The organism is Variovorax sp. Root411, assembly GCF_001425205.1.
Lineage (GTDB): Bacteria > Pseudomonadota > Gammaproteobacteria > Burkholderiales > Burkholderiaceae_C > Variovorax.
Map to the genome: position 1 here is coordinate 183,243 of NZ_LMDW01000019.1, position 24,981 is coordinate 208,223.

Below are 24,981 nucleotides of genomic sequence, written 5' to 3' on the forward strand. Positions count from 1 at the left end.
TCAATTGCCGAGACGGGCCACCGTCTCGCGCCATTGGCCGAGGTTGGCGTGGTCCGTCAGGTCGATCTGCAGCGGTGTCAGCGCGATGTGGCCGGCGGCAGTGGCATGGAAGTCGGTGCCTTCGCCGCTGTCCTTGGCGCCGCCTGCGCCGGCGATCCAGTACATGGTTTCGCCTCGCGGGCTGTCCTGCGTGATCACCTTCTCCGCCGCATGGCGGCGGCCGAGCCTGCAGACCTTGACGGGCTTCAGCTCGTCGAAAGGCAGGTTCGGCACATTCACGTTGAGCAGGAAGGCGGCGCCTCCCAGCATGCGCTCGCGCTCGATCTGCTGCACCAGCCGCCGCGCCACCTGGGCGGCCGCATCCACATGCGCCCAGCCCTTTTCGATCTGCGAGAACGCAATGGCCGGAATGCCGAACAGATAGGCTTCCATCGCCGCGCCGACCGTGCCCGAATAGATGGTGTCGTCGCCCATGTTGGCGCCGTTGTTGATGCCGGAGACCACCAGGTCGGGCCGGTAGTCGAGCAGGCCCTTGAGCGCGATGTGCACGCAATCGGCCGGCGTGCCCGTCACGTAGCGAAAGCCGTTGTGCGCCTCGCGCACGTAGAGCGGTGCCGCCAGGGTCAGCGCGTTCGATTTGGCGCTGTTGTTGTGCTCGGGCGCAACCACCTCGACCTCGGCGATGTCCTTGAGCGCGTCGTGCAGTGCGACGATGCCCGGCGCCTGAAAGCCATCGTCGTTGGAAATTAGTATCTTCATGGTGTCCTGGGTGCGGGGGATTGTAGGCGCCGGGTGCGTCGCAGCAGGGACAAGCCCACCCTGCCGCGCCGCCTATCATCGCCCGCATTCTTTGGCCCCATCCGACTCACACGAAGGAGACTCGAGCATGCACGCATGGCTTTGCGAAAACCCCACCGGCGTCGACGCGCTGACCTGGAAGGAACTGCCGACCCCGACCCCGGGCCCGGGTCAGGTGCTGATCGAAATCAAGGCAGCGAGCCTGAATTTCCCCGATCTGCTGATCGTGCAGAACAAATACCAGATGAAGCCGCCCCTGCCCTTCGTGCCGGGCTCCGAATATGCAGGCGTCGTCCAGGCGGTCGGCGACGGCGTCACGCACCTCAAGGTCGGGCAGAACGTGGCCTGCCTGTCGGGCACGGGCGGCTTCGGCACCCACACACTTGCACCCGCGGCCCTGTGCATGCCGCTGCCCGAAGGTTTCGGCCACGTCGATGCCGCGGCTTTCATCATGATCTACGCCACCTCGTGGCATGCACTGATGGACCGGGCGCAACTCAAGGCCGGCGAAACCGTGCTGGTGCTCGGCGCGGCGGGCGGCGTGGGCACGGCGGCCATCCAGATCGCAAAGGCTGCCGGGGCCAGAGTGATTGCAGCAGCCTCCACCGACGAAAAATGCGAGCTTTGCCGCTCCATCGGCGCCGACGCGACGATCAACTACACGACGCATGCACTGCCCAACGGTTTTCGCGATGCCGTCAAGGCCGCCACCGACGGCAAAGGACCGGATGTCATTTACGACCCGGTGGGCGGCGATTTCGCAGAGCCCGCCTTTCGCTCCATTGGGTGGCGCGGCCGCTATTTGGTCGTCGGTTTTGCGTCCGGTCCGATTCCATCGCTGCCATTGAACCTGACACTGCTGAAAGGCGCCTCGCTGGTCGGCGTGTTCTGGGGCGATTTCGCCAGGCGCGAGCCCAAGGCCAATGCGCAGATGATGGCCGAATTGGCGCAGTGGTACGGCCAGGGAAAGATCAAGCCGGTGATCGACAGCACGATGCCGATGGCTGAATTGAAGGCCGCCTATGCCCACATGGGCTCGCGCGGCGTCAAAGGAAAACTGGTGATGGTGAACTGAGCGCACCACCCGCGAACGCCCAATAAAAAAGCCCGCGCATGCGGGCATTTTTATTGGGTAACTGCCCAGCGAAGCCGGGGGCGCTTACTTGATCTCGTACTCGGAAAGCGACTTGCCCGCAGCCAATACCTCGGTCACCCAACGCGGCTTGCGGCCACGGCCACCCGACCAGGTTTCGCCCGTCGGGCCGCGGTATTTTGCGGCAGCCTTGGCGGGCGCGACGCCCGCACTGCGCTTGACGGCGCCCGCACGGCCGGTGAGTTTCAGATCGGAGGCCGTCAAACCGTATTCGGCGATCTTCTTGCGCAACTCTTCGACCACGCCTGCGCGTTCCTGGTTGCGCAGGTCTTCGGCCTGCTTGCGCAATTGCGCAATCTGCTCGTCATGCTTCTTGATCTGGGAATTGATATCGGCGAGGGTCGAAGCCATTGTTGGACTCCTGAAAATTGAAAACAGGTGGATCTTAATTCAATTTACATTTGCCACAAGCATCCCGCCGGGCGAAAAAAAAGGCGGCGCATAGCGTTATTGCAACAACTCGCAACATAAAGTCTGCCGCCATGGGCGCTTTATATGCGGGCAAGGCGAGGAAAAAAGAGGGAGGAGCGGCGCGCAGGCAGAAGAAGATGCGGGGGCCGGAAATGACAGCGCCGGGCAAACCCGGCGCTGTGATCCTTTGAGGGCTATTGCGCAATAGCACAAAGGAGATATTTTGGGGTGGCTGATGGGACTCGAACCCACGACGACCAGAATCACAATCTGGGACTCTACCAGCTGAGCTACAGCCACCGCAGAGCCTACTATTGTAGCGTTAAAAATCGCTGTTTTGACGACGCCGATCAATGGCGAGGCTCGAAAGCTACATTTCGCCTCACCGCCGGGATCGACGCCGGCGCATCATGCCTCTCGCGATCGCGGTGATCGGCAAAAATTCTCGCCCGCCTGTCCGATCTTCATCGCCGGCACCGACATGCATATCGCTCCGCTATCATGAATGCGACCCGCGCCGACGGGCATGGCTTCCGGCCATCTCCACTCACCACATCAAAGGAATTTCTTCATGAGCATCGTCTGGACCATCCTGATCGGGTTCGTCGTGGGTCTTGTGGCGCGGGCCGTCAAGCCAGGCGATGACTCTGCCGGCTTCATCGTCACGACCATCATCGGCGTTGCCGGTTCGCTGATCGTCACCTACGTCGGCCAATCGCTGGGCTGGTACACCGCCGGCCAGGGCGCGGGTTTCATCGCATCGGTGCTGGGCGCGATCGTGCTGCTCATCATCTACGGCTTGATCAAGCGCAAGAGCTGATGCGAAGAATGGGTCGTGCCGCTTCACGCGCACGGCCATCATGATGCCCCGCAAAGCGCGCGCCAGGCATCATGTCTACGTGGTCGAGCTCGATGACCGCGTATGGAACAGCCGCCGCTTCAGGCGGGCAAACCCCGATTACCAACCCGGCAAGCCCTTCGTCTACGTCGGCATGACCGGCCTGGACCCCGACATCCGCTTCGACAAGCACAAGGCCGGCATCCAGGCCAACAGCTTCGTTCAGGAGTTCGGCCTGCACCTGCTGCCGGCGCTCTATGAACGCTACAACCCCATGACCTACGAGGACGCGCGCCTGATGGAGGTCGATCTCGGCATCGCGCTGCGCAAGGCCGGCTACGGCGTGTGGCAGGCCTGACGCGGCGGCGAGGACTTCAGGAGTAGGTGACCCAACCTTCGTAGGCAGGGCCGTCCAGATGCGGCAGCGTGTTGTAGGTCACGAGCATGTGCCGCTTGGGCGTGAAGGCGAACTCGGTCACCGACGTGTTGCGAATACGCAGGTTGAGTTCGATCGTCGTCTCTGCGCTTGTCCCCAGGACATGGCCTACCGCCGTGCTGATCGGCCCTCCGCTCGACACCACCAGCACCTTTGCGCCATGGTGCTTGCCGCGCACGTGGTCGAGCGCCGTCGTCACGCCCGCCATGAAGTCGACATAGCTCGGCATTCCTGTCGGCGCCGTCCTGCCCTGCATCCACGCGCCCAGCCCCTCGCGCAGCAGGCGGAAGTGATGGCGGTACATCTCCGGCGAATCGGGCTTCTCCAGCTTGCCTTCGTGGATGGTGGCGATGACCGCCTCGCTGTCATACTCGTTGAGGCCGGGCCACGGCAGCACGTCGTCGCGCTCCAGGTCGAGGCCCTTGGCGATGCCCTCCCACGTCTGGCGATGGCGCTTCAACGTGCCGGTGATGACGGCATCGAACTTCATGCCACGCTCGCGCCAGTACTCGCCCAGGCGAACGGACTGACGGTGCCCGAGTTCGCTCAGGTTGTCATAGTCGGCAGCGCCAAAACTGGCCTGTCCGTGGCGCACGAGATAGAGGGTTCCCATGCACGGGATTCTGGCAAGAAGCCGAAGCACAGCTTGTCCCTCGGGCGACCGGTTCACGGGGCCAGAAAAAAGCCCGAGCGGTCGGCTCGGGCTGTCTCTGGCAGCGCTGTGTACGTCAGCGGCCGGCGGCGGGCGGTAGCGTCTCTGTCGGCTTCGGCACCAGGATCTCGGCCTTGAAACGGTCCTTCAGCATGTTGTAGTAGGCAGCGTCTTCTGCCGCAGCCACGGACTGGCCCACCTGCGCCTGTTCCTGCTTCGCGAGTTCGGGCGCCGGCGGCGTGCGCGGAACGACCTTGGTCACGCGAACCACGGCATAGCCTTGCGCGCCGAGGTCCACGCCCACGAGTGCGGGCAGCTTGGAGGGATCGGCGCGCAGCGCAGCATCGATGACCGGCAACGGCTGCGACTGCGCTTCGCGGCGCGACACCGTGACCGGGGCGCCGAAAGTCGCGCCGTCCGCCTTGGCAGTCCACGCGGCGAGCTTGGCTTCGCCCTCGGTCTTGGCCAGCACCGCAGCGCGCTCGGCAATGAGTTGCGCACGGATCTTGTCCTTGACGTCGGCCAGCGGCACCGGATGCGCCGGCGTGTACTTCGTCACGCGGCCCGATGCGAGTTGGCTCGGGCCGACTTCGATTGCCTCGGTGTTCTGCTTGCGCTCGAGCGAATCGGTTGCGAAAAGCGCGCTCAGGAAATTGCGGCTGGCCAGTGGGCCGGTGCCGCCCGGTGCGGGCACGCGCGCAACGTTGTTGGCCGTCTGGATCGTGAGCTTCAGCTTCTCGGCAGCGGGCTTGAGGCTGTCGGGCGACTGGTAGACGGCGTCGGTGAATGCTTCGGCGGCCTTCGCGAACTCCTGCGTGGCCTGCTGCGAGCGCATGTCGTTCTCGATGGTCGCGCGCACCTGCTCGAAAGGCGGCACCACGGCCGGCTTGATGTCGGTCAGGCGAATGATGTGATAGCCGAATTCGGTTTCGACGACGCCGCTGGTCTCGCCCTTCTTGAGCGCAAACATCGCGTCTTCGAAAGGCTTGACCATGGCGCCCTTCGTCACGAAGTCGAGGTCGCCGCCCTTCTCCGCCGAACCCGGGTCCTGCGAATTCTTGCGTGCAACTTCGGCGAAGCTGGCAGGCGACTTCTTCACTTCGGCCAGCAACTGCTCGGCCTTGGCCTTGGCCTTTTCGCGATCGGCCGCGGGCATGCTGGACGGCGCGGTGATCAGGATGTGGCTCGCACGGCGCTCTTCCTTGGTGCCGAAGCGCGAGGCATTCTGTTCGTAGTAGGTCTTGAGGTCGGCCTCGTTCACGACGACGTTCTTCTTGGCCGCATCGAGGTCGAGCACGAGGTATTCGATGCTGGCCTGCTCGGGCGCCTGGAACTGCGCCGTGTGGCCCTTGTAGTAGGCCTCGATGTCGGCATCGCTCACCGTCACCTTCGAAGCGAAGCTGTCGGGGCCGAAGCGCGCCACCTGGATTTCGCGGCTGTCGTAGAAGGCATTGATGGTCGTGGCGGCCAAAGCCGGCGGCGTGAAGGCCGTGCCCGAGACGCCCAGCAGCACCTGCTGCGTTGCCATGTCGGAGCGCACCGAAGCCTCGTACTGCTCCGGCGTGCGGCCGGTCACGCGCTGGAAGGCCTCGCGGTCGAACTTGCCGTCGGGTGTGCGGAATGCGGCCAGGCCAGGGTCCTGCGCGAAGATGCGCGACAGGCGCTCTTCGGACACCGTCATGTTGACCTTGGCCGCCGCGGCTGCCAGCACGCGGTCGCGCACCATGCGCTCCAGCGTGGCGTAGCGCAATGCATCCGATTCGAGCAAGGTCGGATCGACGTTGGGCGACTGCTGGCGAATGCGGTCCGTCTCGACGCGGTGCTGCTGATCCCATTCGGGCTTCGTGATGTCGTGCCCTTCGATGCGGGCGACCTTCTCGTCGCGGCCGAATCCCTGATAGCGCTCGACACCGAAGAACACGAACGAGGGAATGATCAGCAAGAACAAGAAAATCATGACGACCTTGTTGTACTTGCGGAAGGTATCAAACATGCTTGAACACTCTTTTTCGACGGCTGTCGGACGGCAATAAAAAAGGCGAACTTGCGGTTCGCCTTTGCATCGGGTGGGTGGTGGGTGCTGAGGGGCTCGAACCCCCGACCTACGCCTTGTAAGGGCGCCGCTCTACCAACTGAGCTAAGCACCCCACCGGGAATACTTTCCGAGTTTAACGTCTTAGTTGAGCGCGTCTTTCAGCGCCTTGCCCGGACGGAACTTCGGGATCTTGGCTGCCTTGATTTTAATCGCGTCGCCGGTGCGGGGATTTCGGCCGGTGCGGGCCGCGCGCTTGCCTACTGCAAAAGTGCCGAAACCGACGAGCGAAACGGAGCCGCCTTTCTTGAGCGTGGTGCGAATGGCGCCAATAGTGGATTCGAGTGCACGCGTCGCTGCGGCTTTGGAAATATCGGCGTTCTTCGCGATGTGCTCAATCAGTTCGGTCTTGTTCACAAGGGCCCCTTGTAGGAAAAAGTTGGTCGGCTTCCGTCAGCTGCGACCTGGCCGCAACGGAGCGACCCAAGAGCCTGGCAAGACTGACGCCTCGGCAGCGCGCTGCCAGCGAGGATTACAACCACTGGTCTGCAGGGTGTCAATAAGACACGAAGCCATGCTGATCAGCGGAGCGCGCGATTCTAGGGGCGTTTCGTGAAGCCCTTTTCCAGGGCGGCTCAAAGGGCGGCGGCGATCGCCTTGCCCACGTCGCTGGTGCTGGCCGTTCCGCCGATGTCGGGGGTGCGCGGCGCTCCGCTTTGGGGCGCGAGCACCTTCTCGATGGTCGAAAGAATGGCGTCGTGCGCCTGCTTGTGGCCCAGGAATTCCAGCATCATCGCGCCGCACCAGATCTGCCCGATCGGGTTCGCGATGCCTTTGCCGGCGATGTCTGGCGCCGAGCCGTGCACCGGTTCGAACAGCGACGGCGCGGTGCGATCGGGATTCAGGTTGGCGCTCGGCGCGATGCCGATGGTGCCGGTGCAGGCCGGCCCCAGGTCCGACAGGATGTCGCCGAACAGGTTGCTCGCCACCACCACGTCAAAGAAGTCGGGCCGCTGCACGAAGTGCGCGGTGAGGATGTCGATGTGGAACTTGTCGAGCTTGATGCCCGGGTAGTTCTTGCCCATCTCGGCCACGCGCTCGTCCCAGTACGGCATGGTGATCGAGATGCCGTTCGACTTGGTGGCGCTGGTCAGGTGCTTCTTAGGCCGCGACTGCGCGAGCTCGAACGCGAACTTCAGCACCCGGTCGACGCCGATGCGCGACATCACGGTTTCCTGCACCACGATCTCGCGCGGCGTGCCCTGGTACATGCGCCCGCCGATGCTGGAGTACTCGCCCTCGGTGTTCTCGCGCACGATGTACATGTCGATCTCGCCGGGCTCGCGCGGCGTGCCGTCGCGCCGCACCACGGGCGCGATGATGCCGGGCATGAGGCGCGCGGGACGCAGGTTGATGTACTGGTCGAACTCGCGGCGGAACATCAGCAGCGAGCCCCACAGCGAGACGTGGTCGGCGATCTTCTCGGGCCAGCCGACCGCGCCGAAGAAGATGGCGTCGTGCCCGCCGATCTGGTCCTTCCAGTTGTCGGGCAGCATCTGGCCATGCTTCTCGTAGTAGTCCCAGCTCGAGAAATCGAAGTGGTCGAACTTCAGGTCGATGCCGAATTTGCGCGCAGCAGCATCGAGCACGCGCAGGCCCTCGGGCATGGTTTCCTTGCCAATGCCGTCACCGGCGATGACTGCGATTCTGTGGGTGCTCATGGTGTGGCTCCTGCTCGTTCGGGATGGGTGAAAGGTGAAAAGAATGCCTGCGCTTCGGCGAGCAACTCGCCCGGCGCTTCCTCGGGAACGTAGTGGCCGCACGGCAACGCGCGGCCCGACACTTCGGCGGCGCGTTCGCGCCACAGCGCGAGCACGTCGAAGGCCTTGCCGACCGCGCCGTGCTCGCCCCACAGCACGCGCAGCGGCTGTGCCAGGCGCTGGCCGGCGGCGATGTCGACGCGGTCGTGCACGAGATCGATGGTGGCGGAGGCGCGATAGTCCTCGCAGATGGATTCGGCGGTTCCCGCGATGCCGGCGCAGCGTTCGTACTCGGCCAGCACCTCGGGCGCGAAGGGCGCGAGGCCGGCATGCCGCCCGCCCATCACGCTGCGCACGTAGCGCACCGGATCGGACGCGATCAGCGCCTCGGGCAATGGCGGCGGCTGGATCAGGAAAAACCAGTGCCAGTAGGCCTTGGCGAAGGCACCGGAAGTGTGCTCGTACATCGCGAGCGTGGGTGCGATGTCGAGCAGCAGCATCCGCTCGACTGCGGCGGGATGGTCCGCCGCGAGCCGGTGCGCCACGCGCGCGCCGCGGTCGTGCGCCAGAACGCCGAAACGTTCGAAGCCGTGGTGCCGCATGGCGGCGAGCGCGTCCAGCGCCATCTCGCGCTTGCTGTAGACCGCGTGTTCGGCGTCGGCCGCCGGCCGGCCCGAATCGCCATACCCGCGCAGGTCGACAGCGACCACGGTGAACCGCTCGGCCAGCGCCGGAGCCACGCGATGCCAGATCGCATGCGTCTGCGGATGGCCGTGCAGCAGCAGCAAGGGAGCACCGCGCCCGCCGATGCGGCCGTGGATGCCCACGCCATCGCGCTCGATGTCGAAAGTAGGAAAGGAGAGGAAGGAAGCCGTCACGCGAACGATTGTGCGTTGCGCCCCGACGATCATCAAGCAACAATCAGCCAATTCATACTTTCCGATATGGCATGAATCCTCTCTCGATGGACCGCGGCGACCTGGCACTGGTGCTGGCCATTCGCGACCAGGGCAGCCTGGCGGGCGCGGCGGCCACGCTCGATGTCGTGCCCTCGGTCATCACCAAGCGGCTGGGTGCGCTGGAGGCGCGCCTGGGCCAGCGTCTTTTCGAGCGCACCACCCGGCGGCTCAGCGTCACGGCCGAAGGCGAGGCGGTCTGCCTGCATGCGAGAGCGCTGCTCGACGGCTTCGCCGCGCTCGAAAGCGAACTCGGAGAACGCCAGAACGAACTGACCGGCACCGTCCGCCTGGCCGCGACCTTCGGCTTCGGCCGCCGCTGGCTGGGGCCGGCGTTGGCCGCCTTCCAGGCGCGGCATCCTGCACTGCAGATCGAACTGTTGCTGACCGAGCAACTGCCCGACCTCGGCGCCGAGGCCTACGACGGCGCAGTCTGGCTCTGGGCGGTGCAGCAGCGCCGCGCGGCCGACTGGGTCTCGCGGCGCATCGCGCGCAACCAGCGCGTGCTGGCCGCCTCGCCCGCCTACCTGAAGCGCCGCGGCACGCCGGGCACCGTCGAGGCGCTGGCTTCGCACGATTGCCTGGTCGCGCGCGAGAACGGCGATGCCAGCCAGCGCCAGTACGCACTCTGGACCCTGCGCCATTTGCGCGACGGCTGCACGGCGCGCGTGCGTGTGCAGGGGCCGCTGGCCAGCAACTCGGGCGAGATGGTGCGCGACTGGTGCGTGGCCGGGCATGGCGTCATGCTGCGCAGCCTGTGGGACATCGCGCCCCAACTCGCGAGCGGCGAACTGGTGCGCGTGCTGCCGCAATACGCGATGGCGGAAGCAGACATCCACTGGATCGCGCCCTGGCGGCCGAAGACGCCGCGGCGGGTGCGCCTGCTGGTCGATCACCTGGTGGAACAGTTCCGCGGCGAGCCCTGGAAGCCGGGCAAGGCCGGTACGCGCTGAAGAGAAAAGCGCCGGCGCTCAGCGGCCGTTGCGCACCACGAGGCTCACGCCCACCGCGGTGAGCGCAATGCCCAGCACCGTCACCAGCGTTATCGGCTCGGAGAACATCAGCCACGCCATCACGGCCGTGCAGGGCGGCACCAGGTACAGCAGGCTCGTGACGGCCGTGGCCGTGCCGCGCTGGATCAGCATGTAGAGCAGCGAACTGCCGCCCAGCGACAGCGCCAGTACGGACCACGCCATCGCGCCGCCGGAGTGCAGGTTCCACTGGATGCTCTCGGACTCCAGCGCCGCGAAGGGCAATGTGACGAGCAGCGCAGCCGCCATCTGCACCGCGCTTGCACTGCGCACGTCGCAGGGCGCGACAAAGCGCTTCTGGTACAGCGTGCCCGCCGTGATCGATACCAGCGCCATCAGCGTGAGCCCCATCGTCAGCACGCTCACCTCGCCGCCCTGCCCGAGCTTGCGCAGCACCACGAGCACCAGGCCCGCGAAACCGAGCCCCAGCCCGGCCCACTGCCGCTGCGAGATGCGGCCGCCGTGGAAAGACAGCCATACCGCCGTCAGCACCGGCTGGATGCCGACCAGCAGTGCCACCAGCCCCGCACCCATGCCTTCCCGCACCGCGGCCCACACACCGCCCAGGTAACCGGCCTGCATCAGGATGCCCGTGGCCGCCAGGTGCCCCCACTGCGCGCGCTGCTTCGGCCACGCGACCCGCGCGAGCGCGACCCACACGCCGAAGCAGGCCAGCGACAACGCATAGCGCACGGCCAGGAACTTGAGGGGTGGCGCATACGGCATGCCGTAGCGCGCGACGATGAAGCCGGTGCTCCAGATCAGCACGAAGACCGCAGGCATCGCCCGCAGCCAGCCCGCGCTGCGGGCCGTGGCCGCCGCGGTCATTTGGTGCGGGCCCGGATTTCCGGAATGGCCTTCTGCAGGTAGTACACCATCGACCAGATCGTGAGCACGGCCGAGATCCAGATCAGCCACTGGCCCCAGACGCCGGTGTCGATCACCCGGAACAGGTGCCCGTCAAAAAGCAGGAATGGAATGGCAATCATCTGCACGGTCGTCTTGACCTTGCCGATCATGTGGACCGCCACGCTCTTGCTCGCACCGATCTGCGCCATCCATTCGCGCAGCGCCGAGATGGCGATCTCGCGGCCGATGATGATCAGCGCCACGAACACGTCGGCCCGGTTCAGGTGCACCAGCACCAGCAGCGAGGCGCACACCAGGAACTTGTCGGCCACCGGATCGAGGAAGGCGCCGAAGGCCGAAGTCTGGTTGAGCCGGCGCGCCAGGAAGCCGTCGAGCCAGTCGGTGGCGGCGAAGACGATGAACATCACCGTGGCGATCAGGTTGCGCATCGGCTCGCTGATCGGCAGGTAGAACACGCCGACGATCAAAGGGATCGCGACGATGCGCGTCCAGGTCATGATGGTCGGCAGGGTCCAGAACATCGCTTGATTGTGTCATGGCGGCATTAACCCCCTGCGGGGTCACGCCCTCAATGCAGGGCCTTGTAGATTTCCTCCGCCAGGTCGGAGGCGATCCCCTCGACCGATGCGATGTCTTCCACGCTCGCCGCGGCCACGCCGCGGATGCCGCCGAAGCGCTGCAGCAGCCGCGCACGCCGCTTCGGTCCGATGCCCGGAATGTCTTCGAGCTGGCTGCCGCCGACCCGCACCTTGGCGCGCCTGGCTCGCATGCCGGTGATGGCGAAGCGGTGCGCCTCGTCGCGGATCTGGGCCACCAGCATCAGCGCGGCCGAGTCCTTGCCCAGGTAGACCTTCTCGCGGCCGTCGGCGAACACCAGTTCCTCGAGCCCGACCTTGCGGCCCTCGCCCTTCTCGACCCCGACGATCAGCGACAGCGGCAGGCCCAGTTCGCTGAACACCTCGCGCGCCATCGACACCTGCCCCTTGCCGCCGTCGACCAGCACCAGGTCGGGCATGCGCGCGGCCTTGATCTTCACCGGCGCCTCGCTGCCGTCGCTCTCGGCGTCGCCCGGAGGCAGGGCGTCGGTCTCGGCCGCCATCGCCTCGGCCAGCTTGCCGTAGCGGCGGTGCAGCACCTGGCGCATGGCCGCGTAGTCGTCGCCTGGCGTGATGCCCTCGATGTTGTAGCGGCGGTACTCCTTGTTCTGCATGGCGTGGTGCTCGAACACCACGCACGATGCCTGCGTCGCCTCGCCCGCGGTGTGCGAGATGTCGAAGCACTCGACGCGGAAGTTGTCGAGGTCGTCCGACGCCAGCTCCAACGCATCGGCCAACGCGCGCGTGCGTGCCTGCTGCGAGCCCTCTTCGGCAAGCAGCCGGGCCAGCTGCAGTTTGGCGTTGGTCTCGGCCATTTCGAGCCAGTGCCGGCGCTGCTCGCGCGGCTGGAACACCGCCGTCACGCGCGTGCCGGCCTGCAGCGAGATCGCCTCGATCAGCTCGCGGCCCACCTGCTCGCTCAGCACCAGCGTGGCCGGCACCGGCACGTCGATGTAGTGCTGGGCGATGAAGGCCTCGAGCACCTGCACCTCGATCGGATCGGCCGCGGCGGGCGGACCACCCTCCTCTTCGTCGTCGAGTTCGCCGTGGTGGATCTGCGCCGCGTCTTCCACATGCACGGGAAAGTACGGCCGGTCGCCCAGGTGCCGGCCGCCGCGCACCATCGCCAGGTTCACGCAGGCCTTGCCGCCCTGCACCTTCACGGCCAGGATGTCCACGTCCTTGTCGGACGCGATCTCGATCGACTGCTGGTGCAACACGCGCGAGATGGCGGACATCTGGTTGCGCAACTCGGCCGCCTGCTCGAACTCGAGCTTCTCGGCATGCGTCGTCATGCGCTGTTCGAGCTTGGAGAGCACGAGCTGCGTGTCGCCCATCAGGAAGGCCTCCGCGCTGGCCACGTCCTGCGCGTAGGCATCGGGCGCGACGTAGCCGACGCACGGCCCGCTGCAGCGCTTGATCTGGTAGAGCAGGCATGGCCGCGTGCGGTTGGCGTACACCGTGTCTTCACAGGTTCGCAGGCGGAACACCTTCTGCAGCAGCTGGATCGATTCCTTCACCGCCCAGGCGCTCGGGTACGGCCCGAAGTAGCGGTGCTTCTTGTCGACCGCGCCGCGGTAGTAGGCCAGCCGGGGGAACTGGTGCGACGCGATCTTGAGATAGGGGTAGCTCTTGTCGTCACGGAACAGGATGTTGTAGCGCGGCTTGAGCGTCTTGATCAGGTTGTTCTCGAGCAGAAGCGCCTCGGCCTCGGAACGCACCACCGTGGTTTCCATGCGCACGATCTTCGAGATCATGTGGCCGATGCGGGTGCCGCCATGGCTCTTCTGGAAGTAGTTGGCGACCCGCTTCCTGAGGTTGCGCGCCTTGCCCACGTAGAGCACCGCGCCCGCCGCGTCGAAGTAGCGGTAGACGCCCGGCAGCTGCGGCAGGGCCGCGACTTCGCTGAGCAATTGATCGGAATGCACGTCTGACATGGCGGCTATTGTGGCGCGCGGCACGCGGCCGGGCGCCCGCCTGCGCGCAAACCCCGACGCGGCTGGAACGAAACCTGCTGAAGATGGCCACGGGCGCGAGGAGCGCCCGGGTTTTTCAACATACCTATTCGGGAAATCTGCATGAACAAGAACAACAGGCGCGCCTGGTGGGCGCTCTCTCCCATCGCGCTTTCGCTGAGCCTCGCGGGCTGCGGCGGCGCCTCCCGCAACGACGCGCAAGACACGGCAACGATTCTTGCAACCATCGCCGCAATCAACGCAGCCAACCAGCCACCTGCCCCGCCCGCACCCGACAACGGCTGCCTCACCTCGACCGGCAATTCCTCCGTGGTGGTCGGCTCGGGGGATGCCGGCGATCCGGCCGCGCCCGAGGCGGCCTCGGGCTACGCGCCGGGCCACAAGCTGGTCTACGCGAAGAATTACATGGTGGTCGCCAACCACCCGCTGGCCACGCGCGCCGGCTGCGACGTGCTGAAGGCCGGCGGCAGCGCCGTCGATGCGGCGGTGGCCGTGCAGGCCGTGCTGGGACTGGTCGAGCCGCAATCGAGCGGCCTGGGCGGCGGCGCCTTCATGCTCCACTACGATGCCGCGACGAAGAAGGTGCAGGCCTACGACGGCCGTGAGACCGCGCCCGCCGCGGCCACCGAGAACTACCTGCGCTACGTCGACGACGCCACCGACACCAGCCTGCCCAAGCCCGGCGGCGCGCGCGCCAGCGGCCGCTCGATCGGCACGCCCGGCGCGGTGCGCATGCTCGACATCGCCTACCAGGACCACGGCAAGCTGCCCTGGAAAGACCTCTTCGGCTACGGCATCACGCTGGCCTCCGACGGCTTCCTGATCGGCGGGCGCATGACCGCCGCCATCTCGTCGTCGGCCGCCAGCCTCAAGCGCGACGCCGAGGCCACGGCCTACTTCTTCAACGCCGACGGCACGCCGAAAGCGCTGGGCACCCGCCTGCAGAACCCGGCCTACGCCAAGACGCTGACCACCATCGCGACGCAAGGCGCCAACGCCTTCTACACGGGCGACATCGCCCAGGGCATCGTCGACAAGATCGGCGTCACGGCCGCCGCGAACGACGGCTCGGCCATCACGCCCGGCAAGACCACGCTGGCCGACCTGGCCAACTACAGGGCCAAGCGGCGCGACCCGGTCTGCGGCACCTATCGCGACTACTACGTGTGCAGCATGTCGCCGCCGTCCTCGGGGGGCATCGCGGTGGTGGCGAGCCTGGGCATCCTCGAGACCTTCAACATGGGCCTGTACAAGCCGACCGCCATCGACATCGAGGGCGGCAAGCCGACCGTGATGGGCGTGCACCTGGTGAGCGAAGCCGAGCGCCTGGCGTACGCAGACCGCGACAAGTACGTGGCCGACACCGACTTCGTCCCGCTGCCGGGCGGCTCGGTCGACACCATGATCAACAAGCCCTATCTGCAGAGCCGCGCCAGCCTCATCAGCCTGGCGAAGAGCATGGGCGTTGCCCAGGCCGGCAACCTGGGCGCGGTGCCGCTGGGCATCGACAAGACCGAGGAGCATGGCACCACGCACTTCACCATCGTCGACAAGCAGGGCAACGTGGTCGTGATGACCACCACGGTTGAAAGCACGCTCGGTTCGTTCCACATGACGCAGGGCTTCATGCTGAACAACCAGCTGACCGATTTCTCGGCCAACCCGAACGACACGGTCGATCCGAGCATCAAGGTGGCCAACCGCGTCGCACCGGGCAAGCGCCCGCGCAGCACGATGGCGCCGACGCTGGTATTCAGGAAGCAGGCCGATGGCAGCATGGGCGAGTTCGTCATGGGCACCGGTTCGCCGGGCGGCGGCACCATCATCCAGTACGTCGTGAAGACGCTGGTCGGTGCGCTCGACTGGGGGCTCGACGCCCAGCAGGCCACGTCACTGGTCGACTTCGGTGCCTCCAACAGCGCGACCACCAATGTCGGCGGCGAGCATCCGAACATCGACGCGACGAACTCGGGCCTCAACGACCCGCTCGTCGCCGGGCTGATCGGACTGGGTCACAAGGTGTCTGTCTCGGCGCAGTCCAGCGGCGTGAGCACCATCATCCGCACCAACGTCGGCGGCAAGACCGTGCTGACCGGCGGCGCCGACCCGCGGCGCGAAGGCATCGTGCTGGGCGATACCTTCGCGCCCTGAGGGCGTTGGCCTGCACGAAGTGGTGTTCGCAGGCGTCGCCCCTCAGCACGCCTACTTCGCCAGCTCCGACACCAGCCGGTACAGGAACTCCCGGCCGTCATAAAGCCGCTGGATCTCGATGCGCTCGTCGAGCCCGTGCGCGCGCGCATCGGACGGCTCCACGAATATGCCGCTCACGCCGTACATCGGAATGCCCGCGTTGCGCATGAAGCGGCTGTCGGTGGCGCCGGTGCTCATCGCGGGCACCACGGGCACGCCGGGCCACATCTGCTGCGTGAGCGACTCCACGGTCTTCACGAGATCGCCGTTCAGCGGCGACGCCGGGCTGCGCAGCGGCTTGCCCATGTTGCGCACCACGATCTTGTCGTTGCCGACCGCCTGGGTCAGCAGGCGCTCCACTTCCTCGGGATCGTCGTGCGGCAGGATGCGGCAGTTGACCGTGGCCTTGGCCGATTGCGGCAGCGCGTTCTCGGCGTGGCCGGCCTGCACCATCGTCGCGACGCAGGTGGTGCGGAACTGCGCGCTGTAGGCCGGGTTGGCCGACATGCGATCGATGACCGCGGCGTCGGGGTTGCCGGCGCCCACCGCGCGCATGTCGTCGGCCAACTGGCCGGTGGCGAACGGTGCGCTGCGCGCGAAGTAGGTCTTTGTGACGTCCGCGAGCTTCACCGGGAAGCTGAAGTTGCCCAGCCGCTCCAGGCCGGCGGACAGCGCATAGATCGGGTTGGTCTTGGTCGGCACCGAGCTGTGGCCGCCTACGTCGCGCACCTCCAGCATATAGGTGGTGTACATCTTCTCGGCCACCTGCATGCGGTGCAGGTTGGGCTTGCCGCCGCGCAGTTCGCCGCCGCCGCCTTCGTTGATGCCGAACTCCGCCTGCAGCAACTCGGGCTTGTTGTTGATGAGCCAGAAGGCGCCGTTGCTGAGCGCATCGCCACGCTCTTCGTCGGCCGTCAGCGCCAGGATGATGTCGCGCCTGGGCTTGAAGCCCTCCTGCTTCAGCTGCCCCATCACCGAGACCAGCGCCGAGGCCATCGCCTTGTCGTCGATGGCGCCACGCGCGGTGAAGTAGCCGCCGGTTTCCTGCAGCTTGAACGGGTCGGTCTTCCAGTCTTCGCGCCGGGCCTCCACCACGTCGATGTGGGCCAGCAACAGCAGCGGCTTCTTGCTGCCGTCGCCCTTGAAGCGCAGCACCAGGTTGCCCTTCTTCGGGAAGGGTTCGAAGATCTGGATGTCGCCCGGTGCGAAGCCTGATTCGATCAAGCGCTTTTCCATGGCGCGCGCGGCCACCGTGTTGTCGCCCACCGAATGGCTGGTGTTGATCTCGATCAACTCCTTGTAGATGTCGTGGAAGCGCTGCTGCTGCGGCGTGAGGGTCGGCGGGGTCTGGGTCTGCGCCATGGCAGCGGTCATGCCGCACAGGGCCAGTGAGACGGCGAGCACGGTTCTCGCGGCACGGAAGGTCTTCATCCTCATGGGTTCTCTCTCCGGTGGTGGTTGTGCCGGACAGCATAGCAAGCACCTCCAGAGAACACGGGCACACTCGCGGCCATGCAATCCAGGCAATGGGACATCTTCTGCAGGGTCATCGACAACCACGGCGACCTCGGCGTCTGCTGGCGGCTGGCCTGCCAACTGGCCGCGCTCGGCGAACGCGCGCGGCTGTGGATCGACGATGCGGCGGCGCTGCGCTGGATGGCACCCGAGGCTCTCGCTGGCCGCGACGGCGTGGAGGTGATCGACTGGCTCGACGCCGCTGCGCTTCAGGCTGCCGTGGCGAGGCCGGCGCCCGACGTGCTGATAGAAGCCTTCGGCTGCGAGCCGGCGCCGGAGTTGATCGCCCGCTTCGCCGAAAGGCCGGGCCTGGCGTGGATCAATCTCGAGTACCTGTCGGCCGAGCCCTATGTGGAGCGGCTGCACGGGTTGCCGTCGCCGGTGTTCAAAGGGCCCGGCGCCGGGTTGACCAAGCGCTTTTTCTATCCGGGCTTCACTCCCACCACGGGCGGGCTGCTGCGCGAGCCCGACCTGATGGAACGCCGCACGCGCTTCGACCGCTCGCAGTGGCTGGCCGCAAAACAGATTCCGTGGCAGGGCAGCGAGCGCCTGATTTCCCTCTTCTGCTACGAACCGCCTGCCCTGGCCGCCTTGCTGACCCGGCTGGCCCAAGGCCCGGAACCTACGCGCCTGCTGGTGACGGCGGGCCGCGCCACGCAGGCGGTCCAGGCTTTTTTTGGGGGCGCCCCATGGTCCCACGGGGGCGGTGCGCTATCAATTTCATATATCCCCTACCTCACGCAGCCCGATTTCGATCACCTGCTCTGGGCCTGCGACCTGAATCTCGTGCGCGGCGAAGATTCGCTGGTGCGCGCCCTCTGGGCCGGCGCACCGCTGGTCTGGCAGATCTACCCGCAGGACGACGACGCCCACCACGTCAAGCTGAACGCCTGGCTGGACTGGCTCGGCGCCCCGCCCTCGCTGCGGCTTTTCCACCACGCCTGGAACGGCTTCGTCGACGGTGCCCTGCCGCTGCCTGAAACACAGGGCCCGTGGCTCGAAACGGCGCTGGACGCCCGCACGCGGCTGCTCGCCCAGGACGATCTGGTCACGCAACTGCGGAAACTGATCGGCCAAAAAAGCTAAAATAGCGGGCTTTGCGGATTTCGGCCCGGATCTCAACGATTCGAGATGCTCTCCGCTAAACCTGCCGCGGGACCTGTACCGCGGGGCCAACAATGCCGGCAAGCATCGCCGACAGCCCCGTGCACCGAGCGGCCAACATCCAGAGACCCTGTTATGAAAATCGCTCAAGAAATCCGCGCCGGCAACGTCATCATGCACGGCAAGGACCCGATGGTCGTCCTCAAGACCGAATACAGCCGCGGCGGCCGCAACTCCGCCACCGTGCGCATGAAGATGAAGAGCCTGATCGCCAACTTCAACACCGAAGTGGTCTTCAAGGCCGACGACAAGATCGACCAGATCGTGCTCGAGAAGAAGGACTGCACCTACTCCTACTTCGCCGACCCGATGTACGTCTGCATGGACGCCGACTACAACCAGTACGAAGTCGAAGCCGAGAACATGGGCGACGCCCTGAACTACCTCGAAGACGGCATGGCCGTCGAAGTGGTGTTCTACGACGGCAAGGCCATCTCGGTCGAACTGCCGACCAGCGTCGAGCGCGAAATCACCTGGACCGAACCCGCCGTCAAGGGCGATACCTCGGGCAAGGTGCTCAAGCCCGCCAAGATCGCCACCGGCTTCGAAGTGCCCGTGCCCCTCTTCGTGTCGCAAGGCGACAAGATCGAAATCGACACGCGCACCGGCGAATACCGCAAGCGCGTCTGAGCCCGCTGCCCAGGCCCAGGCCTGGGCTTACCGGATGACACCCCCGAAAGGCTCCGCAAGGAGCCTTTTTCGTTGATGGGCACGGCGATTGCAACGTTGCACAATCACCGGGATCCATCTGTCTGGTTTCTTCATGAACAACACGCACGACCTTCACGACAAACGCCTGGCCGATGCCTGGGCCACGCTCCAGTCCCACGCGGACCACGGCCTCCCGCTCGACCCCGATCCCTCGCGCATCGCCTTCGCCGACCCCGAGTTCCTGCTGCGCCGCGAGACGCGCGGCATCCGCATGCAGCTCGAGCTGATGAAGCCCGATCTCGAACAGCGCGCCCATGGCATCGAGAACACGGTGGTGGTGTTCGGCAGCGCACGCTTTCGCAGCGAGGAAGACGCCGCCGCCATGATCGCGCAGGCCGATGCCGCTGGCGACGCCGTGGCATCCGAGCGCTGGCGCCGGCTGGCGCGCAATTCGCACTACTACGAGAAGGCGCGCGCCTTCGGCAAGCTGGTCGCGCAGTACAGCAACGACAAGGAACCGCAGGACAAGCTCTTCGTCTGCACCGGCGGCGGCCCCGGCATCATGCAGGCGGCCAACCGCGGCGCGCACGAAGGCGGCGGCCTCTCGGTCGGCCTGGCCATCGCGCTGCCGATGGAAGAAGAAGCCAACCCGTACGTCACGCCAGCGCTGAGCTTCAAGTTCCACTATTTCGCCATCCGCAAGATGCATTTCATGATGCGTGCGAAGGCGCTGGTGGCGTTTCCGGGCGGCTTCGGCACGCTCGACGAGCTGTTCGAGGTGATCACGCTGGTGCAGACGAAGAAGTCGAAGCCGGTGCCGATCGTGCTATTCGGTTCGGACTACTGGAAGCGGATGATCGACTTCGACTTCCTGGTCGACGAGGGCGTGATTTCGCCGGGCGACGTGAAGCTCTTCGAATACGTCGACGCGCCCGACGACGCATGGAGCGCAATCAAGCGCTTCTACAAGCTCTAGGCTCGCTCTTCAGACCTTGAGGCCCCATGTGGCGCGCGCGCCGAGCGCCACAACGCCTCCCACCACCCAGAACACGCCCCCGATGCCGATCAGCGCGCCGAGCGAGCCGAACAGCATCGGCATCGCCACGCTCGACGCGTTGATGGTCATGAGCCGCAGGCCCAGTGCCTCGCCGTGGCGGGCGTGCGGCGTGATCTGGTGGAGCATGCTCATCACCATCGGCTGCACGGCGCCCAGCGCAAAGCCGAGCACCACCGAGCACACGCCCATGCTCAGGGCCGAGTCCAGCAGCGGATAGACCGCGAACACCATCGCCGTGACGGCCGTGGAACTCAGGATCACGCTGCGCTCCGAAGCGCGCGAGGCGATCACAGGCAGCACCACGCGAACGACCGCCGCTGCTATCGCGAAGGCGCCGAGGATCGAGCCGATCACCGAGGCGCTGATGCCCCGGTCGTGCCCCAGCACCGGCAGCACGAAGGCATGCACGTCCCAGCTCGACGACTGCAGCCAGTTCACGAACAGCAGGCGGCGGAACATCGGCTCGCGCAGCAGGTCCCAGGCGCGGGTCGGCGTAGCGCCCGGCACGGGCGCGGCGGGCGGCGGCTCGTGCGCGCCGCGCGCGAGCATCCAGCAGAGGATGGGCAGCGCCGCCATCACCGCGAAGGAGATGCGGAACGCGAGCATGTCCGCGGGCGAGCGGCCCGCATGGTCGATCAGCATGCCGGCCAGGAAGGGCCCGACGAAATTGGCCACGGCCGGCGCGATGGCGAGCCAGCTGAACACGCGCTTGAGCTGCGTTGCGTCGGTGGCCGAGCGGCCGACGTGCCGCTGCAGCGCGATGACCGTCGCACCCGTGGCGCCGCCTGTCAGCAGGGCTGCAATGCACATCACCGGAAAGATCGGGAAGATCACCACGAGCCCCGCGCCAACGACTGCCGCAATGACCGACAGCCACAGCGGCCGCTTGAAGCCATATCGGTCGGCAAAGCGTCCGGCGGGCAAGGCCAGAAAGACCTGCGTCAGCGCAAACAGCGAGATCAGCAGGCCGACCGCCGCGGCGCTGTAGCCCTGCTGCAGCGCCAGCAGCGGCGTGGCGAGCCGCATGCCGGCCATCGTCGCGTGCAGGCACACCTGGGCACCGATCACGCGCAGCAGTTCGGAACCTTTCACGGGGTTTCTTCGCCCTCGCTGTCGGCGGTGGGCGGCAGCAAAGCCTGCGACTGCGCCTCGGGCAGCGCCTCGACCTTGCGCAGCGCCAGGCGCATCTGCTTGGCGCGCGTGTCGGCCTTGTCGAGCGTGTCGGAGGCCTTGGCCACCTGCTCCTTGATGCGCGCGACCCATTCGCCGTAGCGCTCGAACTCGGTCTTCACCGCGCCCAGCACCTTCCAGACTTCGGAGGCCTGCTGCTCCAGCGCGAGCGTGCGAAAGCCCATGTGCAGGCTGTTGAGCATCGCGAGCAAGGTGGTCGGGCCGGCCAGCGTCACGCGGTGCTGGCGCTGGATGGCATCCATCAGGCCGGGCCGGCGCAGCACCTCGGCATAGAGGCTCTCGACCGGGAGGAAGAGGATGGCGAAATCGGTGGTGTGCGGTGCGGCGAGGTAGTTATCGGCGATCGATCTGGCCTCGGTGCGGATGCGCGCTTCGAGCGCCTTGGCCGCCAGGTCGGCACCCACGGCATCGGCGCGTTCGTGCGCATCGACGAGCCGCTCGTAGTCGTCGCGCGGAAACTTGGCATCGATGGGCAGCCACACCGGCGCACCGTCCTCGCCGCGCCCCGGAAAGCGGATCGCGAAATCAACGCGCTGCCCGCTGCGCGGCTTGGTCTCGATCTGCTTGGCGTACTGGTCGGGCGTGAGCACCTGTTCGAGCAGCGCCTCGAGCTGCACTTCGCCGAAAACGCCACGCGTCTTCACGTTGGTCAGCACGCGCTGCAGGCTGCCGACGCCCACGGCCAGCGTCTGCATTTCGCCGAGCCCCTTGTGCACCTGCTCGAGCCGGTCGGCCACCTGCTTGAAGCTCTCGCCGAGGCGCGCCTCGAGCGTGCTCTGCAGCTTCTCGTCGACCGTCTTGCGCATCTCGTCGAGCTTGGCGGCGTTGGTCTGCTGCAGCTGTGCGAGCTGCGTTTCCATGGTCGCGCGCACTTCGGACAGGCGGCGCGCATTCGATTCGCTCAAACCCTGCAGCTGTGTGCTGAGCGTGTCGGCCAGCGTCTTCTGCAAGGACGCGAGCTGCAGGGAGAACGCGTCGAGCTGCGCATTCTGCGTGCGCGTGGCTTCGGCGCCCTGCTGCACCAGCGCCTGCTGGAAAGTAGCGAAGGCCTGCGCGGTTTCCTGCCGCACGCCGCGAGAGCTTTCGCCGATGTCGTGGCGCAGTTCGCGCTCGGTGCGTTCGTTGGCCGAGCCCAGGGCGGCCAGCACGCGCAACACGTCGCTATGGTCGGAGGGGGGCTGCCGGCGGGCCAGCAGCCAGATCACCAGCACGAGTTGGATGACCGCGAGTGCGGCCAGTCCGATGAGGATCAGCGAAGCGTCCAAGGTTGCGGTACTGCCTCTGCTTATTTGCTGGCCGAAGGCACAGGCGTCACGGGCGTCAGCGGCCCCTTGCCGCCGAAGTACGCGATGAGGTTGTCCGCAGCAAGGTCGGCCATGGCGCGGCGCGTGGGCACGGTGGCGCTGGCGATGTGCGGCGTCAGTACCACGTTGGGCACGGTCAGCAGGTCGGGGTGCACCTTGGGCTCGCCCTCGAACACGTCGAGGCCGGCGGCTGCGATGCGCTTTTCGCGCAGGGCCGTGGCCAGCGCCGCGTCGTCGACGATGCCGCCGCGCGCGATGTTGACGAGCGTGGCGGTCGGCTTCATCAGCGCGATCTCGGCCGCACCGATCGTGTGGTGCGAGGCCGGCGAATAAGGCACCACAAGCACCACGTGGTCCGCCGTCTTGAGCAGCTCCTCCTTGCTCAGGTAGCTGGCCTTGCATTCGGCTTCGAGCGTCGCGTCGAGTTTGGAGCGGTTGTGATAGACCACCTTCATGCCGAAGCCGTGCGCGCCGCGCTTCGCAATGCCCTGCCCGATGCGGCCCATGCCGATGATGCCGAGCGTCGAGCCGTGGATGTCCGAGCCCGCGAACATGTCGAAGCTCCACTTCTGCCACTTGCCCGCGCGCAGGAAGTGTTCGCTCTCCGTGATGCGGCGCGCCGTGGCCATGAGCAGCGCGAAGCCGAAGTCGGCCGTGGTCTCGGTCAGCACGTCGGGCGCGTTGGTGCCGAGCACGCCGTGCGCGGCCATCGCGTCGACGTCGAAGTTGTTGTAGCCCACCGCCATGTTGGCGCAGATCTTCAGGCCGGGGCAGGCGTCGAGCACCGCGGCGTCGATGCGCTCGCTGCCGGTGGTGAAGGCGCCCTGCTTGCCTTGCAGCTTCGCGATCAGCTGTTCCTTGCTCCAGCTTTCGTCGGACTGGTTCGACTCGACCTCGAAATGCTGCGACAGGCGCTCGATGGTCTCGGGAAAGATCGCACGCGCGACCAGGATCTTGGGCTTGCTCATGATATTTGCACTCAGCGAAAGAAGATGAAGGTGGAAAGAACGAACAGTGGAACCAGGATGGTCATCGACCACGCCATGTAGCCGAAGAAGCTCGGCATGCGCACGCCGCGGCTTTCGGCAATGGCCTTGACCATGAGGTTGGGCGCGTTGCCGATGTAGGTGTTGGCGCCCATGAACACCGCGCCCGCCGAAATGGCGGCCAGCGTGGTGGCGTAGGTGGTCATCAGCGCGGCCGGGTCGCCGCCCGCGGTGTTGAAGAACACCAGGTAGGTCGGCGCGTTGTCGAGGAACGAACTGAGCACGCCGGTGGCCCAGAAGTACATCGCCGGATCGGGCTGGCCATTGGCGCGCGTCACAGCCGAGACGATGGCACCGAACGGGCCCTGCGTGCCGGCCTTGAGCATCGCGATCACCGGGATGATGGTCAGGAAGATGCCCGCGAACAGCTTGGCCACTTCGGCCATGGGGCCCCACTCGAACTGGTTGTCGGCGTGCACCTTGGCCGGCGTGATCTTCAGCGAGAGCAGCGTGATGGCGATCAGGCCCACGTCGCGCACCAGGCCCGGCAGGCCTACCCGGGTGCCGAAGAGGTCGAAGCCGACGGGCGACTTCCAGAAGCCGCTGAGCAGCACGAAGGCGATCACGCCGCCCAATAGCCAGAAGTTGATGGCGCCATCGAAGCCGATGCGTTTTGTATCGGGCGTCGGGTCGACCGGCAGCACGCCCTCCTTCAAGTAGTAATGGCGATCGATGGCGTAGAACAGCGCAAGCAGCACGCCCAGGACGAAGAGCGTGTCGGGCAGGATGTTCTTCGCGGTCCAGAAGAAGTCGACGCCCTTCAGGAAGCCGAGGAACAACGGCGGATCGCCCAGCGGCGTGAGCGAGCCACCCACGTTGGAAACGATGAAGATGAAGAACACGACCACGTGGGCCCGGTGCATGCGGTTGTCGTTGGCGCGAATGAGCGGACGGATCAGCAGCATCGACGCGCCGGTGGTCCCCATGAAGCTCGCGAGCACCGCGCCGATGGCGAGCAGCGCGGTATTGAGGCCCGGCGCGCCGTGCAGGTTGCCCCGGATGTGGATGCCGCCTGCCACCGTGAACAGCGCCGTGAGCAGGATGATGAACGGGATGTACTCCTCCACCATCGCATGCACGAGTTGCGCACCCGCCAGCGGCGCCCCGTAGGCCGCGGCAAAGGGCAGCAGGAAGGCCAGTGCCCAGGCCGCCGATATCTTGCCGTAGTGGTGGTGCCAGATGGCCGGTGCCAGCAGCGGGAACAGCGCGATCGACAACAGGATGCCGGCGAACGGCACACCCCACAGCGGCGACAGCACGGTGCCGTCGAACTCGGCGGCCATCGCCATTGCGGGGAACATCAGCGGCAGCAGCACGGCCGCCGCGAGGCGAAGAGGCTTTTTCATGGGGCCGT

24 protein-coding genes and 2 tRNA genes are annotated in these 24,981 nt (G+C 66.3%); 9 read left to right on the plus strand and 17 right to left on the minus strand.

Going from position 1 to position 24,981, the window contains the following annotated elements; translation table 11 throughout:
- Entirely contained in the window at positions 1 to 759 is a 759-nt protein-coding gene (gene surE, locus ASC92_RS23840) for a 5'/3'-nucleotidase SurE (RefSeq protein WP_056520709.1), read from the minus strand.
- Positions 760 to 886: 127 nt separating this feature from the next.
- On the opposite strand from surE, the gene ASC92_RS23845 reads away from it, so the two are divergent.
- Entirely contained in the window at positions 887 to 1,873 is a 987-nt protein-coding gene (locus ASC92_RS23845; RefSeq protein WP_007830720.1) for an NADPH:quinone oxidoreductase family protein, read from the plus strand.
- Between the two features lie 84 nt (positions 1,874 to 1,957).
- Here ASC92_RS23845 and ASC92_RS23850 read toward each other — a convergent pair whose 3' ends face one another.
- Together ASC92_RS23850 and ASC92_RS23855 are read right to left on the minus strand one after the other, a co-directional pair.
- Positions 1,958 to 2,302, minus strand: coding sequence for an H-NS family nucleoid-associated regulatory protein (locus ASC92_RS23850; RefSeq protein WP_056520711.1), 345 nt, complete (start codon positions 2,300 to 2,302; stop codon positions 1,958 to 1,960).
- A 284-nt stretch (positions 2,303 to 2,586) separates the two neighbouring features.
- Positions 2,587 to 2,662, minus strand: a tRNA-His gene (locus ASC92_RS23855).
- A 37-nt stretch (positions 2,663 to 2,699) separates the two neighbouring features.
- Here ASC92_RS23855 and ASC92_RS28945 point away from each other — a divergent pair.
- The 3 genes from ASC92_RS28945 to ASC92_RS23865 all read left to right on the plus strand — a co-directional run bounded on the left by ASC92_RS28945 (position 2,700) and on the right by ASC92_RS23865 (position 3,558).
- Positions 2,700 to 2,867, plus strand: coding sequence for a hypothetical protein (locus ASC92_RS28945; protein ID WP_162245738.1), 168 nt, complete (start codon positions 2,700 to 2,702; stop codon positions 2,865 to 2,867).
- A gap of 66 nt (positions 2,868 to 2,933) precedes the next feature.
- Positions 2,934 to 3,182 carry a GlsB/YeaQ/YmgE family stress response membrane protein gene (locus ASC92_RS23860; RefSeq protein ID WP_007830716.1) on the plus strand — a complete coding sequence of 83 codons (249 nt, stop codon included), beginning with the start codon at positions 2,934 to 2,936 and terminating at the stop codon, positions 3,180 to 3,182.
- A gap of 40 nt (positions 3,183 to 3,222) precedes the next feature.
- Positions 3,223 to 3,558, plus strand: a complete 336-nt coding sequence (locus ASC92_RS23865) for a hypothetical protein (protein ID WP_056520713.1) — start codon at positions 3,223 to 3,225, stop codon at positions 3,556 to 3,558.
- A 16-nt stretch (positions 3,559 to 3,574) separates the two neighbouring features.
- On the opposite strand, the gene ASC92_RS23870 is transcribed toward ASC92_RS23865, so the two are convergent.
- The 6 genes from ASC92_RS23870 to ASC92_RS23895 form a co-directional block, all read right to left on the minus strand.
- Positions 3,575 to 4,249: a histidine phosphatase family protein gene (locus ASC92_RS23870; protein ID WP_056520715.1), complete on the minus strand. Its 675-nt coding sequence runs from the start codon at positions 4,247 to 4,249 to the stop codon at positions 3,575 to 3,577.
- 115 nt (positions 4,250 to 4,364) lie between these two features.
- The gene (locus ASC92_RS23875; protein ID WP_056520717.1) at positions 4,365 to 6,281 is read right to left on the minus strand and encodes a SurA N-terminal domain-containing protein; all 1,917 of its coding nucleotides are present in this window, start codon (positions 6,279 to 6,281) and stop codon (positions 4,365 to 4,367) included.
- 78 nt (positions 6,282 to 6,359) lie between these two features.
- Positions 6,360 to 6,435, minus strand: a tRNA-Val gene (locus ASC92_RS23880).
- Positions 6,436 to 6,464: 29 nt separating this feature from the next.
- Positions 6,465 to 6,737 (minus strand): HU family DNA-binding protein, encoded by a 273-nt coding sequence (locus ASC92_RS23885; RefSeq protein ID WP_007830705.1) that lies wholly within the window; start codon positions 6,735 to 6,737, stop codon positions 6,465 to 6,467.
- A gap of 218 nt (positions 6,738 to 6,955) precedes the next feature.
- Positions 6,956 to 8,041: a tartrate dehydrogenase gene (locus tag ASC92_RS23890; protein WP_056520719.1), complete on the minus strand. Its 1,086-nt coding sequence runs from the start codon at positions 8,039 to 8,041 to the stop codon at positions 6,956 to 6,958.
- The gene (locus ASC92_RS23895; RefSeq protein ID WP_056520973.1) at positions 8,038 to 8,958 is read right to left on the minus strand and encodes an alpha/beta fold hydrolase; all 921 of its coding nucleotides are present in this window, start codon (positions 8,956 to 8,958) and stop codon (positions 8,038 to 8,040) included. The genes ASC92_RS23890 and ASC92_RS23895 overlap by 4 nt, the downstream gene beginning before the upstream one ends.
- 71 nt (positions 8,959 to 9,029) lie before the next feature.
- Between ASC92_RS23895 and ASC92_RS23900 the strand changes: the two genes are divergently transcribed.
- On the plus strand, positions 9,030 to 9,989 hold the full coding sequence (locus tag ASC92_RS23900; protein ID WP_082519700.1) for a LysR substrate-binding domain-containing protein: 960 nt from the start codon (positions 9,030 to 9,032) through the stop codon (positions 9,987 to 9,989).
- 18 nt (positions 9,990 to 10,007) lie between these two features.
- Here ASC92_RS23900 and ASC92_RS23905 read toward each other — a convergent pair whose 3' ends face one another.
- Genes ASC92_RS23905 through uvrC form a run of 3 tightly spaced genes read right to left on the minus strand, consistent with a single transcriptional unit; the run spans position 10,008 to position 13,470 of the window.
- Positions 10,008 to 10,895 carry a DMT family transporter gene (locus tag ASC92_RS23905; RefSeq protein ID WP_056520722.1) on the minus strand — a complete coding sequence of 296 codons (888 nt, stop codon included), beginning with the start codon at positions 10,893 to 10,895 and terminating at the stop codon, positions 10,008 to 10,010.
- Positions 10,892 to 11,458, minus strand: a complete 567-nt coding sequence (gene pgsA / locus ASC92_RS23910) for a CDP-diacylglycerol--glycerol-3-phosphate 3-phosphatidyltransferase (protein WP_007830693.1) — start codon at positions 11,456 to 11,458, stop codon at positions 10,892 to 10,894. Before pgsA ends, ASC92_RS23905 begins: the two co-directional genes overlap by 4 nt.
- A 47-nt stretch (positions 11,459 to 11,505) precedes the next feature.
- Positions 11,506 to 13,470, minus strand: a complete 1,965-nt coding sequence (uvrC, locus tag ASC92_RS23915) for an excinuclease ABC subunit UvrC (RefSeq protein WP_056520724.1) — start codon at positions 13,468 to 13,470, stop codon at positions 11,506 to 11,508.
- Between the two features lie 141 nt (positions 13,471 to 13,611).
- Here uvrC and ggt point away from each other — a divergent pair, with 141 nt between their 5' ends.
- Positions 13,612 to 15,660: a gamma-glutamyltransferase gene (gene ggt / locus ASC92_RS23920; RefSeq protein WP_056520726.1), complete on the plus strand. Its 2,049-nt coding sequence runs from the start codon at positions 13,612 to 13,614 to the stop codon at positions 15,658 to 15,660.
- Positions 15,661 to 15,711: 51 nt separating this feature from the next.
- Here ggt and ASC92_RS23925 read toward each other — a convergent pair whose 3' ends face one another.
- A complete protein-coding gene (locus ASC92_RS23925; protein WP_056520727.1) occupies positions 15,712 to 17,136 on the minus strand; it encodes a M20/M25/M40 family metallo-hydrolase in 1,425 nt (474 codons plus the stop codon).
- A gap of 75 nt (positions 17,137 to 17,211) precedes the next feature.
- On the opposite strand from ASC92_RS23925, the gene earP reads away from it, so the two are divergent.
- The 3 genes from earP (at position 17,212) to ASC92_RS23940 (ending at position 20,005) form a co-directional block, all read left to right on the plus strand.
- Positions 17,212 to 18,300 (plus strand): elongation factor P maturation arginine rhamnosyltransferase EarP, encoded by a 1,089-nt coding sequence (gene earP, locus ASC92_RS23930; RefSeq protein ID WP_056520729.1) that lies wholly within the window; start codon positions 17,212 to 17,214, stop codon positions 18,298 to 18,300.
- A gap of 153 nt (positions 18,301 to 18,453) precedes the next feature.
- The gene (efp, locus tag ASC92_RS23935) at positions 18,454 to 19,008 is read left to right on the plus strand and encodes an elongation factor P (RefSeq protein ID WP_007830687.1); all 555 of its coding nucleotides are present in this window, start codon (positions 18,454 to 18,456) and stop codon (positions 19,006 to 19,008) included.
- A 133-nt stretch (positions 19,009 to 19,141) separates the two neighbouring features.
- Positions 19,142 to 20,005, plus strand: coding sequence for a TIGR00730 family Rossman fold protein (locus ASC92_RS23940; RefSeq protein WP_056520975.1), 864 nt, complete (start codon positions 19,142 to 19,144; stop codon positions 20,003 to 20,005).
- Positions 20,006 to 20,014: 9 nt separating this feature from the next.
- Here ASC92_RS23940 and ASC92_RS23945 read toward each other — a convergent pair whose 3' ends face one another.
- The 4 genes from ASC92_RS23945 to ASC92_RS23960 are packed head-to-tail and all read right to left on the minus strand — an operon-like array spanning position 20,015 to position 24,973.
- Positions 20,015 to 21,178, minus strand: a complete 1,164-nt coding sequence (locus ASC92_RS23945) for an MFS transporter (RefSeq protein ID WP_056520732.1) — start codon at positions 21,176 to 21,178, stop codon at positions 20,015 to 20,017.
- Positions 21,175 to 22,542, minus strand: a complete 1,368-nt coding sequence (locus ASC92_RS23950) for a DNA recombination protein RmuC (RefSeq protein WP_056520733.1) — start codon at positions 22,540 to 22,542, stop codon at positions 21,175 to 21,177. The genes ASC92_RS23945 and ASC92_RS23950 overlap by 4 nt, the downstream gene beginning before the upstream one ends.
- 20 nt (positions 22,543 to 22,562) lie before the next feature.
- A complete protein-coding gene (locus tag ASC92_RS23955) occupies positions 22,563 to 23,549 on the minus strand; it encodes a 2-hydroxyacid dehydrogenase (protein WP_056520735.1) in 987 nt (328 codons plus the stop codon).
- 11 nt (positions 23,550 to 23,560) lie between these two features.
- On the minus strand, positions 23,561 to 24,973 hold the full coding sequence (locus ASC92_RS23960) for a sodium:proton antiporter (RefSeq protein WP_056520736.1): 1,413 nt from the start codon (positions 24,971 to 24,973) through the stop codon (positions 23,561 to 23,563).
- Positions 24,974 to 24,981: the final 8 nt, after the last annotated feature.

Excerpts from the sequence above, each read along its gene's own strand:
- ASC92_RS23850 (WP_056520711.1), bottom strand. The coding sequence starts at position 2,302 with ATGGCTTCGACCCTCGCCGATATCAATTCCCAGATCAAGAAGCATGAC.
- ASC92_RS23955 (WP_056520735.1), bottom strand. The coding sequence starts at position 23,549 with ATGAGCAAGCCCAAGATCCTGGTCGCGCGTGCGATCTTTCCCGAGACC.
- ASC92_RS23860 (WP_007830716.1), top strand. The coding sequence starts at position 2,934 with ATGAGCATCGTCTGGACCATCCTGATCGGGTTCGTCGTGGGTCTTGTG.
- ASC92_RS23925 (WP_056520727.1), bottom strand. The coding sequence starts at position 17,136 with ATGAGGATGAAGACCTTCCGTGCCGCGAGAACCGTGCTCGCCGTCTCA.
- ASC92_RS23890 (WP_056520719.1), bottom strand. The coding sequence starts at position 8,041 with ATGAGCACCCACAGAATCGCAGTCATCGCCGGTGACGGCATTGGCAAG.
- ASC92_RS23960 (WP_056520736.1), bottom strand. The coding sequence starts at position 24,973 with ATGAAAAAGCCTCTTCGCCTCGCGGCGGCCGTGCTGCTGCCGCTGATG.
- ASC92_RS23940 (WP_056520975.1), top strand. The coding sequence starts at position 19,142 with ATGAACAACACGCACGACCTTCACGACAAACGCCTGGCCGATGCCTGG.
- ASC92_RS23875 (WP_056520717.1), bottom strand. The coding sequence starts at position 6,281 with ATGTTTGATACCTTCCGCAAGTACAACAAGGTCGTCATGATTTTCTTG.
- ASC92_RS23870 (WP_056520715.1), bottom strand. The coding sequence starts at position 4,249 with ATGGGAACCCTCTATCTCGTGCGCCACGGACAGGCCAGTTTTGGCGCT.
- ASC92_RS23900 (WP_082519700.1), top strand. The coding sequence starts at position 9,030 with ATGAATCCTCTCTCGATGGACCGCGGCGACCTGGCACTGGTGCTGGCC.
- surE (WP_056520709.1), bottom strand. The coding sequence starts at position 759 with ATGAAGATACTAATTTCCAACGACGATGGCTTTCAGGCGCCGGGCATC.
- efp (WP_007830687.1), top strand. The coding sequence starts at position 18,454 with ATGAAAATCGCTCAAGAAATCCGCGCCGGCAACGTCATCATGCACGGC.
- ggt (WP_056520726.1), top strand. The coding sequence starts at position 13,612 with ATGAACAAGAACAACAGGCGCGCCTGGTGGGCGCTCTCTCCCATCGCG.
- ASC92_RS23845 (WP_007830720.1), top strand. The coding sequence starts at position 887 with ATGCACGCATGGCTTTGCGAAAACCCCACCGGCGTCGACGCGCTGACC.
- ASC92_RS23905 (WP_056520722.1), bottom strand. The coding sequence starts at position 10,895 with ATGACCGCGGCGGCCACGGCCCGCAGCGCGGGCTGGCTGCGGGCGATG.
- ASC92_RS23865 (WP_056520713.1), top strand. The coding sequence starts at position 3,223 with ATGATGCCCCGCAAAGCGCGCGCCAGGCATCATGTCTACGTGGTCGAG.
- uvrC (WP_056520724.1), bottom strand. The coding sequence starts at position 13,470 with ATGTCAGACGTGCATTCCGATCAATTGCTCAGCGAAGTCGCGGCCCTG.
- earP (WP_056520729.1), top strand. The coding sequence starts at position 17,212 with ATGCAATCCAGGCAATGGGACATCTTCTGCAGGGTCATCGACAACCAC.
- pgsA (WP_007830693.1), bottom strand. The coding sequence starts at position 11,458 with ATGTTCTGGACCCTGCCGACCATCATGACCTGGACGCGCATCGTCGCG.